Raw genomic sequence first — 20,430 nt, 5'->3', positions numbered from 1 at the left:
AATATTTCCCTCCCCAAGTTAGGGGAGGGTTAGAGTGGGGTTATTCCCCACTCGGTGCTTCTTTAATATAACCTTGTTGAATTAACCATGCTAAGTTAGCTTTAGCAGTAGTATCGCCTTGGTCAGCAGCTTTGCTTAGCCATTTTGCGCCTTCATCAATATTCTGACGTACACCACGACCACTAATGTACATCATACCTAAATTAAGTTGTGCGCTGGCTTTACCTTGCTCAGCCGATTTACGATACCATTTGGCCGCTTCGGCAAGGTCTTGTTTTACACCTTCACCTTTTTGATACATCATGCCAACGTTAAATTGTGCACTAGATTCACCTAAATTAGCGGCTTTTTGAAACCATTTAAAGGACTCATCTAGGTCTTTAGGTACTCCGTCACCATGATAATAATGCCAACCCATGGCGTTTTGTGCTTCTGCCAATCCACGTGTTAAAGATTTTGGTGTTGAGGGGGTTTTAGCCTCAGTTTTGGCTTCTACTTTTGGTTGAGCCATTTCTTTATCTTTAGCTGTTGCAGGTGTGGCCACTTCAACGGTTTTGTTTTCAGGTGTTGCTGCGGTTGTTTCTGTTTTTGCAGCGTCTGTTGACTCTGTTGTAGCGACAGCTGGGCTAGGTTCTTGTGTTTTTGCAGGTGTAGGTGTTTTTTCCTTTTTGGTTTCTGCTGTTGGACTACCTGATAGCAACATACTATCAGAGCTTGCTTCTTTGCTGCGTGTTTTGGGTGTAGTCACTTGTGGAGTGCTAACAGAGCTGCTTTCACTGAGCAATTCAATATTAGCTGCAGAAGATTCGCTACTAGGAGCGGTTTCAGCTAATAAATCATCTGTTGCTGCAGTGTCAGTTGGTGGAATTTCTTCAGGGGTAGGTTCAATCGTAGACTCAACAGGAGCTGTCTCGGTACCGTCCCCAGCACTTGCAGGTGCGCTATTACCACCAAAATCGGTTGTTAACCCTACATAAGCTAATTGACAGGCAATCAAAATCGCAATGACCACCCATTTATTGATTTCCATCGCCTCGTCATCTTTTGCATTTTTGCTTGGCTCTGAGGCTTTGTTAAAAAGCATGACTGGTGGAGGGGCATTGTCTTCTTCTTTTTTAACCGATTCTATTTCTATCTCTGTATTTGATGTTGTTTCATTATTGCTAACAGTTACGTTGGCCTTATCTTCAGATACTGTTTCAGCACTAACATGATTAGCTATAGCAGGAGCAACAGAAGCAGCAATCATATCCAGCTCATCAACAGCTTGGCTTGTTGGAGTAGAGCTTACCTCTATCACAGTGGCTGTTGTTTTAGAAGTATTGTCTGAGTTATCTTCATCGTCTAAATCATCAAAAACTGAGCGTTTCGGTAATGGTTGTGGTGGTGCAAACATTTTACCAGCAATCATCACGGCTGCACCAATGACAGCAACTAAGCCCATAGAGGCAAAGACGTCTAAGCCCATACTTTTGCCATCAGCGTACAATACATACATAACTTGTAATGTCACAATTAAGGCAATAACGGTTGTTTTGCTTAGTTCAATATGATCTTGCGTTTGTGCAAGTGATTTAGAGGGCTTGGTTTCCTTCATTGTTTTTATCTCAACAGAGGTTGCTAATGGCAGTGCTGAGGTAGCAACTGGCTCCAAAGGTGGTTGAATTGAGTCAGATGGCTCAGCCATATTGATAATGTTATCTTGATTTTCAATAATCGGACTTAAGTTAAAAACTAAATCATCTTCTAAAAAATGTGCAGGGTCTAAGATCAGCTCAATCTGTTCGGGATGGTGCCCTTGTAAACTGATAGCTAAGAGATGATCAATTTTAGCGAGATATTCACCATGCGGATGTAAGTGTAAATGACGTAATTTGACACTTTCAGGAATACCGTTGTCATAACTTTTAAGTTCTAAAATAAATCGATGTATTTCCATCGATAATTCGGCATCCAATCCAGCAGGATAAATCAGATCTTGTTGAAAAATCTGCTCCAAAATAAAACCTAGCGCATATAAATCAACGCTATAGTCAATACGAGTAATTAAGTCAGCATGGCGTTGTTGCTGGTCACTCAGTAAAGCATGGCGCATTAATGCCGATTGAGTAGAAGCTTTTTGATTAACATGAACGGGCAAAGGGCGAGAAAGCTTTAAAGTGTTACTCACCGCAAACATAAAATCAATCAGACATAATTTATTAAAGTTTAAGTGTAATGGCGTATCAAACGTATAAGGGTGTGGTTTGTAAGGGATACAAATATTATCGGGGCGTAATTGTGCATGAATAACACCCGCTTGGTGAATTTCTTTTAAAGCAATTAAGCTATAACGCGCAAATTGTAAAAACGATTGTACATAGACTAAAGGATGTTTTAATTCGTGATTATTTGAGGCAAGTTTAGGCTTTGTTCCTAACCAATGAGCCAAAGAAATGCCAGCATCTTTGATTTTTATGGTTTGATAAGCATCATCTGTTTTTTCGTCTTCTTTTTCTTTACGCAAACGAGCAACATGAGGCACACGTTTTAACAACATTAAAATGTTTTTTTCACGGGCAATCCAATATTCGTTTTGAGCTAAGCTGTCAACGCGTTTAACGTAGGTGCAATAGCTGTCTTCCTCGGGCGCAAGGCGTTCGAGGCGAATAAATTGTCGGTCTTGTTGATGGTCAGACTCCAGACGTTCATAACTTGTCGCAAATAAATTGGCAACCGTTTTCATGAATGCGCAACCTTTAGGATTTGGTTGTTATTATTGTTATATGCTTTGCAGATAGACTTAAATCGGCTCGTCATTATACGGTGATTATTGCGGATACGCAAAACAGAGTTATATTTGTGACCGATTAAAAAAAGCATTTTTTCAAACAACAATAATAACAGAACTTATTAGGACTTACGCGGTTATTGCTTATTTGTCGCACTTCAACCGTTGGTAACAGTTTTATGCTCACAAAACGCACGCCTGAAGGTGAAGTGCGTAAGTACTACTTATGTATGACGGTTTTTAAATTTATCAAAAGCCGTATATAGCAGAATGGTAGTATATCTATCGAGTGTTTTACGAAAAATGGTTGGATTGTAGGACGATTTAATGTATTGGATACTATAAAAAGTCATAACTCATTTATTGTAAAGAAACTTTTAGCTCTTTATCCAAATAGCCCTCGACTTTAAAAGCAAAAGGAATGCGGCCATCATTATCAGTAAGCGTTGCTAAATTTGGAGCGATTTTAACTAGCTGTTGTGAGCGTTCTTTACTCAATCGCGCATTCACATCCCAACGCACTAACAAACTATTTACTGTCAGCGAACCAGTCACCACCGCATCAGCGACAATGCCTTGATTATCAGAGAGTTGTTTTAGTTGCATATTGTCTAAACGGATATAATTATTTTCATAATTCATCACGCCTTCAACCGTACTAATATTCAGTTGTTCGGTGGTTTTAAACACATGATCTAACTGTTTAGTGGTTAAACGATTCGCCAACACTGCACGTAAGCCATCTTTAAACAAACGCGCATTAAGCATTTTAATATCTTCGCCTTGGACTTTAGCACTGGCTTTAATGGTAAATTGGGAGGGCACAAGTTTGGCATTAAAATCGACTTTCAGTTTAGAACCTTGTTTCTTTTCAAACACTTCTGGCAATAATACCCCTAAAGCACTCGAATCTAACAAACCAGTCGCCGTTAAATTGTTGGTATCGCCTTGGGCATCAATATTGAGATTAGTTGTGCCACTATAACTTAAATTTTTTGGTAAATAGGCGCGCACAAAAGGATAAACTTCTTCCATTTTGGTCGGCTCTAAGCCGTTAGCGCGTAAATTAATATCCATCACAGGTTGTTTAGGAATGCCACGCACCACACCATTAACCGTCATTTTGTTGCCATGAATGGTCATGGCCATATTATTAATATCTAAGCTATTACGTTTTAAGCTAAAAACATTGTGGCCAATATCCAATGCCATGCTAAAAGTTTTGCCACGTTGTGTGCCATCAGGTGCAGCCAAGATCATATTGTCAAATTGAATGCCACCTTGAGAGCTCATGCCATCCCATGTGTTGCCTTTGAGTTGTAATTTCATGGAGGCCACACCACTGACAGGGTATGCGGTTAGGTTTTTGGGAGCATAAGCCAAGAAGGGTAAAATCGGGGCATCGTTGACGGTTAACACCCCATCAATTGGCATTTGATTACTTTTAACACTATTTAATGGGCCTGCCATGCCGCGTAAGCTGACATTGGTTTGTGTCGCTTGTGGTGTACGCAAACTAATGTCCATATTAAATTTTTCTTTAACAGCAAAACCCGTAAATCGAGCATCAATTTTGTCAAAGCTTAATTTAGCGGCACCTTGTGCAGCCGTAGCATCTACAATATTGATCGAGCCATCAGTGGCATGGAAATTTTTAATGCGTAGCCAATTCATTAATGGGCCACGCTTTTGTTGCAACAAATCGCCAACATTCAGTGAATAATCTTTATCAACCAAAATATTGGCTTGAAAGTGTTGAATAGCAAGGTCATTGACCGAAATTCGACCAATAAATAATGGTAATAAATCAGCCGTTAAACTGACTTCTTGTGCACGAGCAAAAAATGGCCATGTACGGAGCGGATGCTTGGCAAAACGTTCGTTTTCGGAGAGGGTAATTTCTTTAACTTTAACACCAAAAGGTACCAAGCTAAATTTGAGTTTGTTGTAGTCGATTTTGCGTGGAATAACGCTCTTAACAGCGGCTTCACCTGCTTTACGGGCGGCTGATTCATCAACAGTATCAGCCGCACACGGATTTAGCCAAATCCAAGTGGCTAAAAGAGCAAAACAGGAGGTTTTTTGTCTCATGGAGTGTTAGTTTTTTTTAGGCTATCACTGAGTAATTGATTCATTTCACCATGCAACCAACGACGTAAATCTTCACGAACTTTATCTAAATGCTGCTCGATCAGATCATCGGCATTTTGTAAAAAGCGTTTTTTCAGTTCTTGTTCAAGGGCAGAAGGGGCAACGCCTGTAGGAGCAACACGTGGTGCTAATGGCACAGAAGGCGGACGAGCAGTCATCGGGCTGGCAATCACACGTTCATTAATAACGCCGCCTAAAGAACGACAAATATCTTGTAGCTCATCAAAAATCTTTTGTCTTAACTCAACAGGAGCTCGTTGCCAACGTTGAGGAAAATGATTACCTAATTCAACAGCCATAAGCGGACTCACAAATCGTATTTTTCTAATCTAAAGCCTTGTTGTCGATAATATTGCCAGCGAGAACGTCCTGCTTGTTTAAGTTGTTCATCATTTGCAATCACTTCAAGCACTCGTTGAAATTGTGCCAAACCTTGAGGCGCACGAGTACTTAAATTCAGTAACACACCATCTGCTTCAACGGGTGTCTTTAGTCCCAATAATACAGGCGCGTCAATAAATTTCCCATCACCTAGACGATGATGAGGAATAAAAGATTCTGCTTTAAACGACCATAGCCATTCATCACAAGCTTGGGCATCGGTGTCATTCTCTAATTGAATAAAAACCCGTTGCCCAGCTTGCAGAGCCTTATCTACCAAACGGCATGCCGTTAGCAGACGCGACTCTACACTATTTGTCGATAATAAGTAAAAATTAACCTGTAACACGATGCTGCAAATATTGCATTAACAAAGGAACAGGACGGCCAGTCGCGCCTTTTTGTGCGCCAGACAACCAAGCTGTGCCAGCAATATCCAAATGTGCCCATGTATAGTCTTTGGTAAATCTTGCTAAAAAACAGGCAGCGGTAATTGCGCCACCGTTAGGCCCACCAATATTACCAATATCCGCAAAGGGGGAGTCTAATAATTCTTGGTAATCAGGCAACACAGGCATACGCCATGCGCGGTCATTACTTTGTTCGCCAGCTTGTAAAATGTCATTGGCTAAACTGTCACTTGGGCTAAATAAGCCAGACACAACTTTACCCAAAGCCACCACACAAGCACCTGTTAACGTGGCAATATCAATCACAATCGCAGGATCATATTTTTTAACGTAGGTAAGGGCATCACACAACACCAAACGACCTTCGGCATCGGTATTTAAAATTTCAACAGTTTGGCCAGACATCGTGGTAACAATATCACTAGGACGCGTCGCACGACCAGAGGGCATGTTTTCGGCAGCAGCGACCACACAAACCACGTTAATCGGTAATTTAGCGGCTAAAATGCCTTTCATTACACCAAAAACCGAAGCTGCACCACACATATCAAACTTCATTTCATCCATGCCAGCCGCAGGTTTAATCGAAATGCCACCTGTATCAAAGGTAATGCCTTTGCCAACTAATACCACAGGTTTTTCGCCTTTTTTGCCACCTGTGTAATTCATGACAATCAATTTGCCTTCTTGTTCTGAACCTTTAGACACCGCTAAAAATGCACCCATGCCTAATTTTTCCATGTCTTTTTCGCCTAATACGTCAACACTTAATTTACGTTGGCCTTTGGCGAGGGCAGTAGCTTGTTCGGCTAAATAGCTAGGATGACAAATATTGGGTGGCAAGTTACCTAAATCACGGGCAAAACTTTGGCCTGTTGCCACGGCTTGTCCCCAGCTTAAAGCGGTTTGTCCTGTGGCATTTGCGAGTTCATCACCTACAACTAAGGTCATGGTGATATTGTTAGTTTCATTTTTTTTGCTTTTAAATTGGTCAAAACGATAATCAACCTCAAGTGTACTACGAGCAATGTCACTAATCACTTGTGTGGCTGTTCGATCGGTCACGGTTAATTCGCTTAAAAAGCTATAGGCAGCTTGCATTTTGCTATTTAAGGCTTTGTAAGCTTGAGCCGCTACTTTTTGTAAAGCGCGACCGTTAAACTCTTTACTGTCACCAGCACCCACCACCACAATCACAGGGCAGCTAATATTATTTAAACGATATAAAGAGACCGTTTGCCCAAGTTTGGCTTCAAAATTAGCTGCTTTTAAGGCCGCTGATAATTGACCTGCACTGGCCTCATCAAGTGCTAAACCTGTTGGCGTTAAACCTTGTGTGGTCATGGCAATAATCAGGGCATCTGCAGGCACAAGGGCAGGGTTAACGGTAGATAACAACGCAAAATCCATGACAACCTCTCTCACATAAATTTTTGTTGATGAGTGATGATAAAGAACCATCCAAAGATAAGCTCATCTAGTGTTACAATATGGCCTAGTTTACCGATTCATGATTGTTTTAACAGTATACGGCTTACGCATTTCAGCGAAATTCATCTGTTTTGTGAATATAAAATCACTAAAAATGATTGGAATATAAACAAATAAGCAACAACCCTGTAAGTCACACCAAGAAAAGGCAAAGTTATTGTGATTATTCGTCGCTATTTGAGTGGTCAATTGTTGATAACAACCATCGCTGTGACCAGTTTGTTGACACTCATTTTAATGGGCGGACGTGTTATTAAGTTTTTTGGCATGGCGGCAGAAGGTCGTTTAGATGTCAATTTATTATCCGCAGTGTTGTTATACCGTTTACCTGGTTTTCTTGAGCTGATTATCCCTTTGTCGCTGTTTATTGCTGTGTTATTAGTCTTTGGCCGTTTATATATTGATAACGAAATGGCGGTGTTAAGCAGTAGTGGCATTAGTCGTTGGCAGCTAATTGGTAGCCTAGTGCCTGTTGTTTTATTAATTACTGTCACTGTTGCCAGTTTAAGCTTATATTTTACCCCTAAAGGCAATTATTTATACGAAAAAGTCTTTAGCCAACAAGCCAATCGTAATGCGTTTGATATGGTGAAGGTGGGTCAGTTTCAGAAAATTGATAGCCATATGTTATATGCTAACGCCATGTCGACAGACAAAAGCCAATTATTAGATGTGACTTTATATAGTGAAAAACAACGAGAGCATGGTACAAGCCAAATCATGTTGTTTGCCAAAACAGCCACCCGCCAAATAGACGCCAATACAGGACGACAAACCTTAATCTTAACCGATGGTTATCGTTATGAATTAGTGGCAGGTCAAATTGCCTATAACCGTTTAGCATTTAAAAATTATCAGATGCGTTTACGCTTTGAAGTTCAAGAGCCAGAAATCACCAAAATCCGTGCATTTAGCACTCCCGACATTCAACAACGTATTCAACAAGGCGACAAAATTGCTTTAGGTGAGTGGTTGTGGCGTTGTTCTATGCCCTTATTAGCCCCAACGGGGTTGTTGTTGGCTATTGCACTATCAAAAGTAAATCCCCGCCAAGGTCGTTATCTTAAATTACTCCCTGCCATCTTGTTGTATATCAGCCTTGTGGTGTTGATTGGTGCAACACGCAACAAAATCGCTAAAGGTAAAATGGCCGAAATAGGTTTGTGGTCAGTGCATATCTTTTATTTTGGCCTAGGCATTTTATTGCTGTCGTGGGACGACATAAAACTTCGCTATCAGGCATGGCGAGATGCTAAAGGAGCAGCCGTATGAGCCGTTTAGCACGTTATGTCGGAGTCACTGTTTTATCCGCAATGGCCATTGTTTTAGTGCTGTTATTGGGCTTAGATGTTGTTTTCTCATTCTTAGGGGAGTTAGAAGACTTACGCGATAATTATCAAGCAGCACAAGCTTTTACATATGTGTTAATGACCTTGCCATTACGCTTGTATGACATGATTTCAGTTTCTGCATTAATTGGCGGTATTGTTGGCTTGGGTTTATTGGCCAACCATGCTGAGTTAACAGTCATGCGGGCTGCAGGTTTGAGCGTGTGGCGGATTGTGTTGTGGGTGATGCAGCCTGCGCTGTTATTGGTGATTGGTAGCTTATTAATTGCTGAGTATGTAGTACCTGTCTCTCAGCCCAAAGCCGAGGCTTATAAATCACTTGCGTTAGGTCAATCGGTCAGTTCAGGCGAATTATGGGGATATTGGCAAAAACAAGGCAATACATTTGTACAAATGCACAATGTCAGTCCTGAGGGTAAACTACATGGCATAAGCTTTTATCAGTTTTCTGCTGATGGTGTGCTTATTAATAAACAGTTTGCTCAACAAGGTGACTATCAACAAGAGAATCAATGGTTATTACACCAAGTAGTAGAACATAAAATTGATCAAAAAGGCCAAGTTGAAAGCAAGCAGCAGTCTAGTCGGGTATGGCACAGCGAGTTAACGCCAGATTTTTTACAATTAGTCACCGTTTCCCCTGAGTATTTAGCACCTACACGCTTATATCGATATGCTGATTATTTACAAGGACAAGGTTTGGTTGCTACACAATATTTTTTAGAGTTTTGGAAAAAGGTACTTGCCCCAATTGCAACCTTATCCATGGTTTTAGTTGCTTGTTCGTTTATTTTTGGCCCATTACGTTCGGTCACAATGGGTTTACGACTAATTTTTGGTATTTTTGCGGGCTTGGGTTTTAGGTATTTACAAGATTTTTCTGGCTATGCGAGTTTGGTTTATGATTTTTCGCCACTCTTAGCTGCTGCTTTGCCAATTGCATTTTGTTTATTGGGAGGAGTTTGGGCTTTAGCCAGAGTGAAATAAAAAGTCTATCGAGGACTGGATAAAGCCAAAACAGCTTAATCATCACAATTTTAGTAGGAAATTTTGTTGCTTAACTTAAACAAGTGTTGACAGTATCATTTTTTTGCAACATTTTATCAAACAGAAATTAGGACTTATGTATTTTACTGAAGTTATCCTTAGTAAAATAAACATTAGGAATGGTTAATTTGCAAGCAAATGAACGGTAAAGCTTATGATTTTAACTTGGCTATCTCTATCCTAAGAGGATAAATATTTTAAGCCTGCTAAACTGATAAATAATAATAGAAGATATTGCCAAGAGAATAACCTGCTCTAAGCCAATATCTTCTTCAATAAATAAAAGAGAATACGATTTTGTTGACTTGGACTTCTGCACAGGCCACCGATGTAGGTGCGAAAAGAAAAATAAACGAAGATAACTTATTGTCTCGGCCTGATATTGGCTTATGGGTTGTCGCTGATGGCATGGGAGGACACGCTGCGGGTGATGTAGCGAGTCAGTCCGTGGTTAATGGATTAGCACAATTGAAGGCTTCATCTGATCTTGCCGACTTTGTTGATTCAATTGAAGACAAACTGTTGTTAGTCAATCATCAATTACGCAAGCATGGCCAAGAGGCTTTAGGTGGCCGTACTTTAGGTACAACCGTTGTCAGTTTGTTTTTTATTGATACGATGGGTGCTTGTATCTGGGCTGGCGATTCTAGAGCCTATTTATTTAGAGAAGGAGAATTATCTCGTATTTCTCATGATCATTCAGCCGTACAAGAAATGATTGATGCAGGTATGCTTACCCATGAGCAAGCGGCGTATCATCCACATCGTAATGTCATTACTCGTGCCGTCGGTGGTGCTGAAAATTTATATCCAGAAGTGCGCGTGTTCACAGTTAAAGCGGGTGATTGGTATATACTGTGTAGTGACGGCTTTTATAACGAGTTACCCGAAGAAATAATAGCTGCCAATTTAATCCAAGAAAACCCCGAAAAGTCAGTGCAAATTTTAATGGAAAAAGCCTTAGCCAAAGGAGCTTTAGATAATGTGACACTGATCGTGATTCGAGTAAATGAGGCCTAATATGAAAAAAGATTACCCTCAAGCCAATGCCAGATTAGCCGAAGTGGCTAGAAGTTGGGCAGAAGGTGAGCTTAGCCATGATACTTGGCGCAAAGAAAGACGCGCAATTATTAAAGATATTTGGTTGCGTAAAAAAGATTTAGATAGTAGTCAATTAGGAACGTTACCTATCAAAACACACAAAAAACATAATACGCAAACTTTGCCAAGTCTGCCCATTCACGTGGGTCTCAATCATCAGCTTGGATCAACAACGGCTGTATTTTTATCTGAAGATACAGAAGTGTTGCAAGAAGATGTATTCTTATTGGCAGTGTTATTATTTTCTATGGTGTTAACAACGATATTTATGGTTTATATGCTTTAAGCAGCTACAGTATTGTCAGTTATAAGCTTGGTTAGTTAGCTTAATTTGTTTGTAATTTCTTCATATTTGATACCATAAGTGAGATGTAGGTCACATTATGGTGTTTTTCTTTTTGTTAGCTTGTTCAACAAGATTAGCTAAGTCAGTTACTCACTTTGATTTATTATCGTGTGTAAATCAAAAAAATATCAAAATATTCACTTATTTCTTTGTTGTGATGCCAAGATTAAATTAATGTGGTTATAGAAATAAGCAAAGTAGCGATTGATATTGTGTAGTCTAAAGAGAGTCATAAATGAGTCAATATCAGCCTTTAGTTGAGTTAGAACAACGCAAAAATCCAATTCAAAAGGGAACCAAATTAGCACGACGTATAGTTGGTGGTCGTTACTCTTTATTACGCGATATTCGTTTGTTGTTAGTTCATGCTGTTGAACTGCCTTGGATTGTTTTTCCCTTAAAACCTGAAGATGATTCTCATCCAGAATTATGGCCAAATAGTTATCCTAGTTATTTAGATTATTTGTCTGTTGTTGCGCAGATGATTGTTCCTACTGAGCGTAAGTCTGTATCTTATGGTACGTTGGCGGTTATTCCCCATGATTATGTGTGGCCACAAGAAAAACGTCAAAGTAAATGGTTTTTTATTAATGGTATTTGTACCAGCCCAGCGATGGCATTGTTAGAGGCCAAAGAGGTTGCTGCCACCTTTCAACGGCCAATACATTTAATTCATACCCCAACGGCAGGCGTTGTCCGCGATTTATGGAATGCCATTACCGCACGTAGTTTACGCAAAGATGGTTATTTATCCCGCCCAGCATTTAATATTGTTAAAAATGCGTTGTTAAGCCATGAGAAAGTGGTGTTAACGACGTATTCTCAAGGAACGATTGTGGCGAGTTATATCGTCCGCAAAGTGCTAAAAGATCCCGTTTTACGTTTACATGCGCATAAGTTAGAAGTGTATTGTATTGGTGGCGCAGCCGATAGTTTGCATATTGATCATGCTTTAAGTGCAGAGCATGGCCATAGCGTGCCTTATGTAGAACATTTTGCTAATGGTAAAGATTTTTTTGCACGAGTTGGTGTCTTGGCACATTACCATGACACATCAGGTGCAATTTTTGTGATTCCTGATAAAAAAGGACATATGTTAAATAGTCATTATATTAAAGGCATTGGACGTGGTGATTATTGCGACCAACGTTCACGCTTGTTTAAGTATGCGTATGGCGCTGAGGCAGGGCCACACGATTATATCCCCACCGATCGACGCCGTTAAAAAAAGCCCCTGATGGGGCTTTTTGTTAAGCCGTTCTTTTTAAAGCTAATTTTGCCAAAGCAATTAAGGCATCTTTATATTTTGATGCAGGAATTTCAGCTAAGGCATCAATCGCTAATTGCGACTCTTCCTGTGCACGTTGCATACAATAATCAAGTGCACCAGAGGTTCTAACAATAGTCAAAATTTCGTTTAAATGTTCAAGGCCACCTGTTTTAATGGCATCTTTAATTAATTGTGCCTGAGCTGTTGCAGAGGTTTTAATGGCTTGAATCAACGGTAGGGTAGGCTTGCCCTCGGCTAAATCATCACCCACATTTTTACCCATTTCTTCAGCACTGCTAGTGTAATCCATAATGTCATCAATAATTTGAAAGGCAGCACCAAAATGCACTGCATATTTTTTCATCGCTGGACGATAAACAGGATTACCAAGTTCTGCGCCCGTTTCTGTGGCTGCCACAAACAATTGTGCTGTTTTGCTATAAATAACATCCATATAACGTTGTTCGGTGGTATCAGGGTCGCGTTGATTAATTAATTGTAAAACTTCACCCTCAGCCACAATACAAGTGCTATCAGACATAATTTCTGAAATGGCTTGGCTTTTTAAGCTGACAATTAATTGGAAGGCGCGTGAAATTAAAAAGTCACCCACTAAAACGGCGGTGGCATTATTCCATGCTGAGTTCACAGTGGCTCGGCCACGACGTAAATCAGATTCGTCCACCACATCATCATGAATTAGGGTAGCTGTATGTAACATCTCAATAATGGCAGCCGCTAACACATGAGCATTGCCTTCGGTGTAACCTGTTGCTCGTGCTGATAATAAACATACTAATGGTCTTAAACGTTTGCCCCCGCCATCCACTAAATATTGACTGACTTGCATAATTAGTGGAACGCGTGAATTTAAATGATGGGTAATAAAGTGATCAACAGCTGCAAAATCGTCAGCAACCGTATTTAAAATCTCATTAAAGCTCATAGATGAACCCAATTATTAACAAAAAGATGGTGGTGTCATTGTTGTCCTTATCATGCTAATGCTAACAGTAGCTTGTGTTTACTACCACTCCTTAACGAATAAATCATAAAAAAACGCTTTTTCTTTAAGCTTTGTTAAGAGATGCTTGCACTCAGTCAACATTTTGCATACAATCGCGCACCTTGCGAATTTATCACTGTGGGCTTAGAAGAAGCTCCGCAGATTTACGGAGTCGGCGACTATGTACGCGGTTATTAAAAGTGGCGGCAAACAACATCGCGTTGTTGAAGGCGAAAAGCTCAAAGTTGAGTTATTAAACGCAGAGCCAGGCCAAAGCATTACTCTTGAAGATATTTTAATGGTAGTGAATGGCGAAAACATTCAAATTGGTACTCCAGTGGTTGCTGGAGCTAAAGTTACAGCTGAAGTGCTTGGTCATGGTCGTCATGAGAAAGTACGCATTGTTAAAATGCGTCGCCGTAAGCACTATCGTAAACAACAAGGTCACCGTCAATGGTTTACCGAGTTGAAAATCACAGCTATTAGTGCTTAATGGGGGATATTCGTCATGGCACACAAGAAAGCGGGTGGTTCTACCCGTAACGGCCGCGACTCACAGGCCAAACGTTTAGGTGTAAAAGTGTACGGTAGCCAACAAATTTCTGCTGGCAATATTATCGTTCGTCAACGTGGCACACAATTCTGGCCAGGTGAAAATGTAGGCATTGGTCGTGACCATACCTTATTTGCTAAAGCCGATGGTGTTTTAAAGTTTGTAACTAAAGGTCCTTTCAACCGTCAATATGCGGTTGTTGAAGTGGCTGCTTAATCAGTTCAAACTAAAAAAGCCCCGATTATCGGGGCTTTTTGCTTTGTGGTTAGAGTTTTTTTAAACAGGACTTACGCATTTCACTGAAATTAGCGCGTTTGTGAGCATGAGGTCGTTGAAGGCGATTGAAAAGTGAGCAAATAAGCGATAGCCGCGTAAGTCCTAAAAAGGTTTAGGGCGAAGACATCATGCGTTTTGTTGATGAAGCAATTATCCAAGTTGAGGCGGGTCACGGAGGTAATGGCTGTGTGAGTTTTCGCCGAGAAAAGTTTATTCCTTTTGGTGGGCCTGACGGCGGTGATGGCGGTCGTGGCGGTAGTATTTGGATTGAGGCTGATCCTGATGCTAATACTTTAGTGGATTATCGTTACACCCGTAAGTTTCGTGCGGATCGTGGTCAAGGCGGTCGTGGTGCAAATTGTAGTGGCAAAAGCGGCGCGGATGTTGTGTTAAAAGTGCCTGTTGGTACAACGATTGTTGATGAAGATACCAATGAGGTGCTGGGCGACTTAGTAGAAGCAAACCAAAAATTGTTGGTGGCTAAAGGTGGTCGTGGTGGCTTGGGTAATATTCATTTTAAAAGCTCCACTAATCGTTCGCCACAAAAAGCAACATCAGGTTTTGCTGGCGAAGCTCGTCAATTACGTTTGGAATTAAAAGTCCTTGCTGATGTTGGTTTGTTGGGATTGCCAAACGCAGGTAAATCCACTTTTATTCGTGCGGTGTCAGCAGCCAAGCCTAAAGTGGCAGATTATCCTTTTACGACATTAGTACCAAATTTAGGGGTAGTTGATGTCGATCGTCATCGCTCTTTTGTGATGGCTGATATCCCCGGTTTAATTGAAGGGGCAGCAGAAGGAGCAGGATTAGGTATTCGTTTCCTTAAGCATCTTGCACGTACCCGATTTTTATTGCATTTGGTTGATATTGCGCCAGTTGATGGTAGTGATCCTGTTGAAAATATTACGGCAATTAGCTTAGAGTTAGAAAAATTTTCTCCTGCATTGGCTGCTTTGCCTCGTTGGCTAGTATTAAATAAAATTGATTTGGCTTTACCTGAAGAAGTTGAATTAATTGAGCAAGATATTCTTGAGCGTTTGGATTGGCAAGGGCCTGTATTTAAGACATCTGGTTTAACCCGTGATGGTGCAATGCAGGTTTGTTATAAATTGATGGAAGCTATTGAAGAACAACGTCAATTAGAAGCAGAAAATCCAGAGTTTGCCGAAGCAGAGGCCGAAAAACGTCGTTTATTGGAAGAAGAAACGCGTCAACAAATTCAAAATCTACGTGCACAGCAACGTGCGCAATATTTGGCTAATAAAGAAGCTGGTTTTGAAGATGACGATGATTGGGATGACGACGATGATGGAGATATGGAAGTTATTTACCAGCGTTGAGTAAGAAAATGACAAATAATCGCCATAAATTGCAGCAAGCCCGTCGTTGGGTCGTCAAAATTGGTTCGGCTTTATTAACGGCGAATGGTCAAGGTTTGGATCAACAAGCCATGCGCTCTTGGGTGGAGCAAATGGTTGCTTTAGCGCAACAAGGGATAGAGCTTATTTTAGTTTCTTCGGGTGCTGTTGCTGAAGGTATGGTCAGAATGGGGATTAGCCATCGTCCAGATTCCTTGCACGACTTGCAAGCGTGTGCTGCTATTGGTCAAATGGGCTTGGTTCAGGCTTATGAGTCACATTTTCGAGAGTTTAACTGTAAAACAGCGCAAATCTTACTAACACATGAAGATTTATCGGATCGGCAACGTTATTTAAATGCCCGTTCAACCTTAACCACTTTAATTAACTGGAAGGTTATTCCTGTTATTAACGAAAATGACACAGTTGCCACGGATGAAATTCGCTTTGGTGATAACGATACTTTAGCGGCGTTAGTGGCTAATTTGGTCGATGCCGAAGCGTTGATTATTCTTACCGATCAAGAAGGTATGTTTGATCGTGACCCACGCCATGATGCAACCGCAACTTTATTGCCAGAAGTACGAGCCATGGATGAAAGTCTGTTTGCAATGGCTGGTGGTGGTGGTGTGTTAGGGCGTGGTGGCATGATTACTAAAGTTCGAGCGGCGCGTTTTGCGGCTCGTTCGGGGTGTGCAACAGTGATTGCCAGTGGCCGTAGCCCTAATATTTTACAACGTTTGGCAGCGGGGGAATCATTGGGAACTTTGCTGTTACCTGATGATGATCGTTTAACGGCGCGTAAACAATGGTTGGCAGCACATTTACAAACGGCTGGACGAGTTGTGCTCGATAAAGGTGCGGTACGCGCCTTAATAGAGCAAGGTAGAAGTTTGTTGCCAGTTGGTGTTAAGGCTGTTGAGGGGCAGTTTTTGCGTGGAGAGGCGGTGGCTTGTGTCGATGAGGCTGGCAAACAGTTAGCAGTTGGTTTAGTGAATTATAATGCTGAAGAAGCAAGGCAGATTATTGGCTTGTCTTCATTACAAATAGCGGATGTATTGGGTTATATGAGTGATGAAGAGTTAATGCATCGGGATAATATTGCAATTACATAACTATAAGGGTGGGATATCTGCCCTTATTTTTTATGGTTTGAATATACTAATTTGTTACTGAATAGATGATGTTGATGTTTTGATTGCTTGTTACTGATTTTATTTTGTGATGAGTGCCAATTATTTTTGGCATCAAATTTGAATTGTTTTAAATTAGGTGGCGCGCCCGGAGAGATTCGAACTCCCGACCCCCAAGTTCGTAGCCTGGTGCTCTATCCAACTGAGCTACGGGCGCGTTGAGGTGGCGTATTATATGCCACTTTTTTTTGATGTCAACATTTATTTTGAATTTAAATCGCGTTTGCGAAATGTTACAAAAAAAATGTAATGGCGGTGAGAGAGGGATTCGAACCCTCGATACGGTTACCCGTATGCGTCCTTAGCAGGGACGTGGTTTCAGCCACTCACCCATCTCACCGCACAGGGCGCGAATCATAGCATTAATATAAAAAAATGAAAGATGTTTTTTAATGTGTTTGCTTAATAAATGTGCGTTTGTTTTGTGATCGGTGTCGCATTCGGACGAAAAGGTTAAAATGTCCGACAATGGTTTGAGGATTGAGGAGAAAATGTGCTATAAAGACACGCAGTTTTTGGCGTATCAATTGGTATTTGTTTTAAGCTTGATCGGCAATTGAGTTTTCAAGGTTACCACATTGTAGGTGACTTAAAGTGAGACCTAGTGCTAAAATTGGAAGTATAAATTACCAAGTTGTATTTGCTAAGGTTTGTTAGTCAATTTTTGGTATTGATGACTCGTTGTTTGATAACCTATTCGAGGGAAAAATATGGAACGCAAGAATATTTTAGGTGTGTCCTTGTTGGGATTGACCTGTTTGGTAGGGGCGCAAACCGCTAGCGCAGAAATTGCACTGCAACCACAAGCAGTTCCTTTTGGAGCTTTTGTACTTGTGCCAACATTAAATGCAAAAACAGTGTTTGATGACAATATTTATTCTTTAAGCTCTAATGAGGTGAGTTCGTTCTCTCAGGTTGTGAATCCGAATTTTGCTTTTGTTGCGCAAGATCGTGCGAATGTTTATAAGTTAGTTTATAACTTGAATGCAGCTGGTTATGCCAATGATAGTGATGATAGCTACAATGACCATAAAATTGATTTAAATGCCCATATAGAGCCTACAGCTCGTTTACGCTACGATGCGGGTTTAGCGTATGGTATGTTGCATGATGATCGTGGACAAGGAGCTAGTTCTGGCCTTAGTTTATTTAGAATTCGTCAAGATGGTAATGACGATGGTGTAATTGACGAAGGTATCGGCGAAGTTGATAAATACAACTTGGCAACCTTGCGTTTAGGTGGGGAGTATGGTGCTAAAACAGCCCGTGGTTTGTTAGTAGCTAATGCTGATTTGAATCAAAAGCGTTATTCACGTAATTCATCGGCATTAGGTCGTGATAATGATACATTTAATGTGTTGTTGGGTGTGCGTGCGCGTTTAATGCCTAAAACAACGTTTTTAGTAGATTACGAGATTTCTGATACAAATTATAAGGGTGTCACACCTGATAGCAAAGATAATCGTATTTTGGCAGGTATTACTTGGGAAAATAGTATTCAAACCACAGGCAAATTGCGTTTAGGTCAAGGTAAGCGTAAGGTTGATGGTGGTAAAGATATTGATAAATTTACTTGGGATTTAGGAATGGTTTGGAAGCCGTTACCATTAGATACGATTAATGTTAGTGGTGGTGCTAGAGTAACAGATGCTTCCGCTCCATACGCAGCGACAGAAAACACTAATTATAATTTGTCTTGGACTCATCAATGGTTGGATCGTGTAAATACTACGGTTAATTTTGGTATGTCTAAAGATGATTATACTGTTGCACCGAATGCGCCTGCGGGGACAAAGGCTCGCTCTGATGACACAACTAACTATGGTGTATCATTGAATTATCAAATGCGCCGTTGGTTGGTGTGGAGTGTTGGTGTTAATAGTTCTGACAAAGACTCTACTGTCAAAGATTTTAGTAATACTCGTAATGTAATGTCAATTGGTGCTCAAGTTAGCTTATAATATTGGGCGTGTCATTTATGCAAAACCTACGTTTGTGTTTGGTGTTGCTATCAATGCTTGCATGGACTCCTGTCCATGCAGGTTTATTGGATAGATTCTTTGGTTTGCCAACTGATAAAGAAAATAACTCCGCTATTGTTACGTCCCCTTCTTTGATTGTTGATCAACCAATTGTTGTTAATAATAATGTCTCTGATTATCGTCTAGGGGCTGGTGATAAATTAAATATTACAGTTTTTGGTGAAAAAGAACTGAGTATGGAAATCCGTTTAAGTGATGCAGGTAGCTTCTTGTATCCTTTTTTGGGTGAGGTTCAAGCTAAAAATAAAACAATTAGTGAGTTGCAGTTTTTATTAACTTCAAGTTTAAAAGATGGTTATTTGGTTGATCCTAAAGTTTATGTGGGTATATTAGAATATCGTCCATTTTTTATAAATGGCGAAGTAGGTAAACCTGGTGGTTTTGCTTATCAGCCAGGCTTAACTGTGCGTAAAGCGATTTCATTGGCAGGTGGTCTGACACCACGTGCATCATTAACTAAAATCTATGTGGTTCATGAAAATGATCCTACTGGAACACCTCGATTAACAACTTTAAATGCAGTCATTCAGCCTGGTGATACTATTACCATTGAGCAAAGTTTCTTCTAATTTGGGTACTAACAATGGAACGATTTGACAATACTCTGCCTGTTCAGCAGGAAGATGCTATTGATTTGCGTCATTATTGGCGTGTATTAATGCGTTTTAAATGGGGCATTTTAGGCTTAGCTATTGCAGTGACACTAGCAGCTATTTTTTTTGTTTCAGCAATGCGGCCTGTTTATAAAGCATCCACTACATTGTTAATTGAACAAAAACAAGGAAAGACTTTAACCTCTTTAGACGATGTTTATGGTGCTGATGTTACAGGTAAAGAGTATTTACAAACACAATTTGAAATTTTGAAATCACGAGAGTTAGCGGCACGAGTTGTTAGAGAGTTAAGTATTGCTGAGCATCCCGATTATTTAATGCAAAATCAAATTGCAAAGGAAGAGGAAAAGGCATGGTGGCAGTTAATAGATTGGCAGCAATATTTACCAGTTGGTCATGAGAAAAATCCTATTCCAACTGAAGATGAGCAATTTAATAAGCTTGTTGATAAGTTTATGACTGATGTTTCAATAGAACCGATCCGACAAACGCAATTAGTCAAAATTACGTTTCAATCTTATGATCGTGTTTTAACGGCTCGTGTATCCAATGCAATGGCAAAAGTCTATATTGATAGTCAAATGGAAGCTCGAGTGACGTTAACTCAAAATGCTGCTGACTGGTTATCAACTCGTTTAGGTGCACTTAAAGCAAATTTGGAAGCGTCAGAAAAAAAATTACAAGAATACCGTGAGCAGAATAATTTGGTTGAGGGCGGTGGAGCAGCCAAGACGAGTGTACTGGGATTATCAACAGAACAATTAACTCAAATTAATCAACGTGTAGTGCAGGCACAATTTAAAGTTGCAGAAATTAGTCAGCGTTATGGTGAAAAACACCCCGCTTTAATACAGGCTCAATTGGAATTAAATGAGGCACAAAAAGCATTTAATCAGGCAAAAGAGGCCTCAATTGAATTGTCTAGAAAAGAGTTTAAATTTCAAGAATTACAACGAGAAGTACAAACGAATCGTAATTTGTATGACACATTTTTTACGCGCATTAAACAGGCTAATGATAGTTTAGAATTAGAAACTGCTAATGCAAGAGTGATTGATCCTGCTGTTGTGCC

18 protein-coding genes and 2 tRNA genes are annotated in these 20,430 nt (G+C 40.3%); 12 read left to right on the top strand and 8 right to left on the bottom strand.

From position 1 onward, the window contains the following. Positions 1-40: 40 nt before the first annotated feature. The 5 genes from Q0212_RS04900 to Q0212_RS04880 all read right to left on the bottom strand — a co-directional run bounded on the left by Q0212_RS04900 (position 41) and on the right by Q0212_RS04880 (position 7,122). Positions 41-2,725, bottom strand: a complete 2,685-nt coding sequence (locus Q0212_RS04900) for a hypothetical protein (protein ID WP_297923055.1) — start codon at positions 2,723-2,725, stop codon at positions 41-43. A gap of 405 nt (positions 2,726-3,130) precedes the next feature. Further along, on the bottom strand, positions 3,131-4,861 hold the full coding sequence (locus tag Q0212_RS04895; protein ID WP_297923052.1) for a DUF748 domain-containing protein: 1,731 nt from the start codon (positions 4,859-4,861) through the stop codon (positions 3,131-3,133). Continuing rightward, the gene (locus tag Q0212_RS04890) at positions 4,858-5,220 is read right to left on the bottom strand and encodes a hypothetical protein (RefSeq protein WP_297923048.1); all 363 of its coding nucleotides are present in this window, start codon (positions 5,218-5,220) and stop codon (positions 4,858-4,860) included. Before Q0212_RS04890 ends, Q0212_RS04895 begins: the two co-directional genes overlap by 4 nt. A gap of 8 nt (positions 5,221-5,228) precedes the next feature. Then, positions 5,229-5,651, bottom strand: coding sequence for a DNA polymerase III subunit chi (locus tag Q0212_RS04885; protein WP_297923045.1), 423 nt, complete (start codon positions 5,649-5,651; stop codon positions 5,229-5,231). Beyond that, the gene (locus tag Q0212_RS04880; RefSeq protein ID WP_297923042.1) at positions 5,638-7,122 is read right to left on the bottom strand and encodes a leucyl aminopeptidase; all 1,485 of its coding nucleotides are present in this window, start codon (positions 7,120-7,122) and stop codon (positions 5,638-5,640) included. Before Q0212_RS04880 ends, Q0212_RS04885 begins: the two co-directional genes overlap by 14 nt. Before the next feature lie 240 nt (positions 7,123-7,362). Between Q0212_RS04880 and lptF the strand changes: the two genes are divergently transcribed. The 5 genes from lptF (at position 7,363) to Q0212_RS04855 (ending at position 12,271) form a co-directional block, all read left to right on the top strand. Beyond that, complete coding sequence (gene lptF / locus Q0212_RS04875) at positions 7,363-8,475, top strand: LPS export ABC transporter permease LptF (RefSeq protein ID WP_297923039.1); 1,113 nt, start codon at positions 7,363-7,365, stop codon at positions 8,473-8,475. After that, the gene (gene lptG / locus Q0212_RS04870) at positions 8,472-9,539 is read left to right on the top strand and encodes an LPS export ABC transporter permease LptG (protein ID WP_297923034.1); all 1,068 of its coding nucleotides are present in this window, start codon (positions 8,472-8,474) and stop codon (positions 9,537-9,539) included. Before lptF ends, lptG begins: the two co-directional genes overlap by 4 nt. Positions 9,540-9,896: 357 nt before the next feature. Next, on the top strand, positions 9,897-10,619 hold the full coding sequence (locus Q0212_RS04865) for a protein phosphatase 2C domain-containing protein (RefSeq protein WP_297923032.1): 723 nt from the start codon (positions 9,897-9,899) through the stop codon (positions 10,617-10,619). Between the two features lies 1 nt (position 10,620). Continuing rightward, positions 10,621-10,986, top strand: coding sequence for a hypothetical protein (locus Q0212_RS04860; RefSeq protein ID WP_297923029.1), 366 nt, complete (start codon positions 10,621-10,623; stop codon positions 10,984-10,986). A gap of 295 nt (positions 10,987-11,281) precedes the next feature. After that, complete coding sequence (locus tag Q0212_RS04855) at positions 11,282-12,271, top strand: hypothetical protein (RefSeq protein ID WP_297923027.1); 990 nt, start codon at positions 11,282-11,284, stop codon at positions 12,269-12,271. A gap of 25 nt (positions 12,272-12,296) precedes the next feature. Here Q0212_RS04855 and Q0212_RS04850 read toward each other — a convergent pair whose 3' ends face one another. Continuing rightward, positions 12,297-13,262: a polyprenyl synthetase family protein gene (locus tag Q0212_RS04850; protein WP_297923024.1), complete on the bottom strand. Its 966-nt coding sequence runs from the start codon at positions 13,260-13,262 to the stop codon at positions 12,297-12,299. Positions 13,263-13,503: 241 nt separating this feature from the next. Between Q0212_RS04850 and rplU the strand changes: the two genes are divergently transcribed. From rplU to proB, 4 genes are all read left to right on the top strand, one after another. Further along, positions 13,504-13,815 carry a 50S ribosomal protein L21 gene (gene rplU, locus Q0212_RS04845; protein ID WP_297923020.1) on the top strand — a complete coding sequence of 104 codons (312 nt, stop codon included), beginning with the start codon at positions 13,504-13,506 and terminating at the stop codon, positions 13,813-13,815. A 15-nt stretch (positions 13,816-13,830) separates the two neighbouring features. Next, a complete protein-coding gene (gene rpmA, locus Q0212_RS04840; RefSeq protein ID WP_297923018.1) occupies positions 13,831-14,091 on the top strand; it encodes a 50S ribosomal protein L27 in 261 nt (86 codons plus the stop codon). Between the two features lie 188 nt (positions 14,092-14,279). Beyond that, positions 14,280-15,491 carry an Obg family GTPase CgtA gene (cgtA, locus tag Q0212_RS04835; RefSeq protein WP_297923015.1) on the top strand — a complete coding sequence of 404 codons (1,212 nt, stop codon included), beginning with the start codon at positions 14,280-14,282 and terminating at the stop codon, positions 15,489-15,491. A gap of 8 nt (positions 15,492-15,499) precedes the next feature. After that, entirely contained in the window at positions 15,500-16,624 is a 1,125-nt protein-coding gene (proB, locus tag Q0212_RS04830) for a glutamate 5-kinase (RefSeq protein ID WP_297923013.1), read from the top strand. Between the two features lie 158 nt (positions 16,625-16,782). On the opposite strand, the gene Q0212_RS04825 is transcribed toward proB, so the two are convergent. Both Q0212_RS04825 and Q0212_RS04820 read right to left on the bottom strand, forming a co-directional pair. Further along, positions 16,783-16,859: transfer RNA gene (locus Q0212_RS04825), tRNA-Arg, on the bottom strand. A gap of 93 nt (positions 16,860-16,952) precedes the next feature. Then, a tRNA-Ser gene (locus tag Q0212_RS04820) sits at positions 16,953-17,042 on the bottom strand. Between the two features lie 370 nt (positions 17,043-17,412). Here Q0212_RS04820 and Q0212_RS04815 point away from each other — a divergent pair. From Q0212_RS04815 to Q0212_RS04805, 3 genes are all read left to right on the top strand, one after another. Next, positions 17,413-18,663: an outer membrane beta-barrel protein gene (locus Q0212_RS04815; RefSeq protein WP_297923010.1), complete on the top strand. Its 1,251-nt coding sequence runs from the start codon at positions 17,413-17,415 to the stop codon at positions 18,661-18,663. A gap of 17 nt (positions 18,664-18,680) precedes the next feature. Continuing rightward, positions 18,681-19,313, top strand: coding sequence for a polysaccharide biosynthesis/export family protein (locus tag Q0212_RS04810; protein WP_297923007.1), 633 nt, complete (start codon positions 18,681-18,683; stop codon positions 19,311-19,313). 14 nt (positions 19,314-19,327) lie between these two features. After that, positions 19,328-20,430 (top strand): GumC family protein (locus tag Q0212_RS04805; protein WP_297923004.1); only part of this gene is annotated, 1,103 nt, incomplete at its 3' end.

The sequence above is a fragment of the uncultured Agitococcus sp. genome, from assembly GCF_937920075.1.
Lineage (GTDB): Bacteria > Pseudomonadota > Gammaproteobacteria > Pseudomonadales > Moraxellaceae > Agitococcus.
This window is presented reverse-complemented; position numbering and strand designations above follow the sequence as displayed.

Bases quoted from the DNA above. Each gene is read 5' to 3' on its own strand.
- rplU (WP_297923020.1), top strand. From the start codon at position 13,504: ATGTACGCGGTTATTAAAAGTGGCGGCAAACAACATCGCGTTGTTGAA.
- Q0212_RS04880 (WP_297923042.1), bottom strand. From the start codon at position 7,122: ATGGATTTTGCGTTGTTATCTACCGTTAACCCTGCCCTTGTGCCTGCA.
- Q0212_RS04860 (WP_297923029.1), top strand. From the start codon at position 10,621: ATGAAAAAAGATTACCCTCAAGCCAATGCCAGATTAGCCGAAGTGGCT.
- proB (WP_297923013.1), top strand. From the start codon at position 15,500: ATGACAAATAATCGCCATAAATTGCAGCAAGCCCGTCGTTGGGTCGTC.
- Q0212_RS04895 (WP_297923052.1), bottom strand. From the start codon at position 4,861: ATGAGACAAAAAACCTCCTGTTTTGCTCTTTTAGCCACTTGGATTTGG.
- rpmA (WP_297923018.1), top strand. From the start codon at position 13,831: ATGGCACACAAGAAAGCGGGTGGTTCTACCCGTAACGGCCGCGACTCA.
- Q0212_RS04850 (WP_297923024.1), bottom strand. From the start codon at position 13,262: ATGAGCTTTAATGAGATTTTAAATACGGTTGCTGACGATTTTGCAGCT.
- Q0212_RS04855 (WP_297923027.1), top strand. From the start codon at position 11,282: ATGAGTCAATATCAGCCTTTAGTTGAGTTAGAACAACGCAAAAATCCA.
- cgtA (WP_297923015.1), top strand. From the start codon at position 14,280: ATGCGTTTTGTTGATGAAGCAATTATCCAAGTTGAGGCGGGTCACGGA.
- Q0212_RS04810 (WP_297923007.1), top strand. From the start codon at position 18,681: ATGCAAAACCTACGTTTGTGTTTGGTGTTGCTATCAATGCTTGCATGG.
- Q0212_RS04890 (WP_297923048.1), bottom strand. From the start codon at position 5,220: ATGGCTGTTGAATTAGGTAATCATTTTCCTCAACGTTGGCAACGAGCT.
- lptG (WP_297923034.1), top strand. From the start codon at position 8,472: ATGAGCCGTTTAGCACGTTATGTCGGAGTCACTGTTTTATCCGCAATG.
- Q0212_RS04815 (WP_297923010.1), top strand. From the start codon at position 17,413: ATGGAACGCAAGAATATTTTAGGTGTGTCCTTGTTGGGATTGACCTGT.
- Q0212_RS04900 (WP_297923055.1), bottom strand. From the start codon at position 2,725: ATGAAAACGGTTGCCAATTTATTTGCGACAAGTTATGAACGTCTGGAG.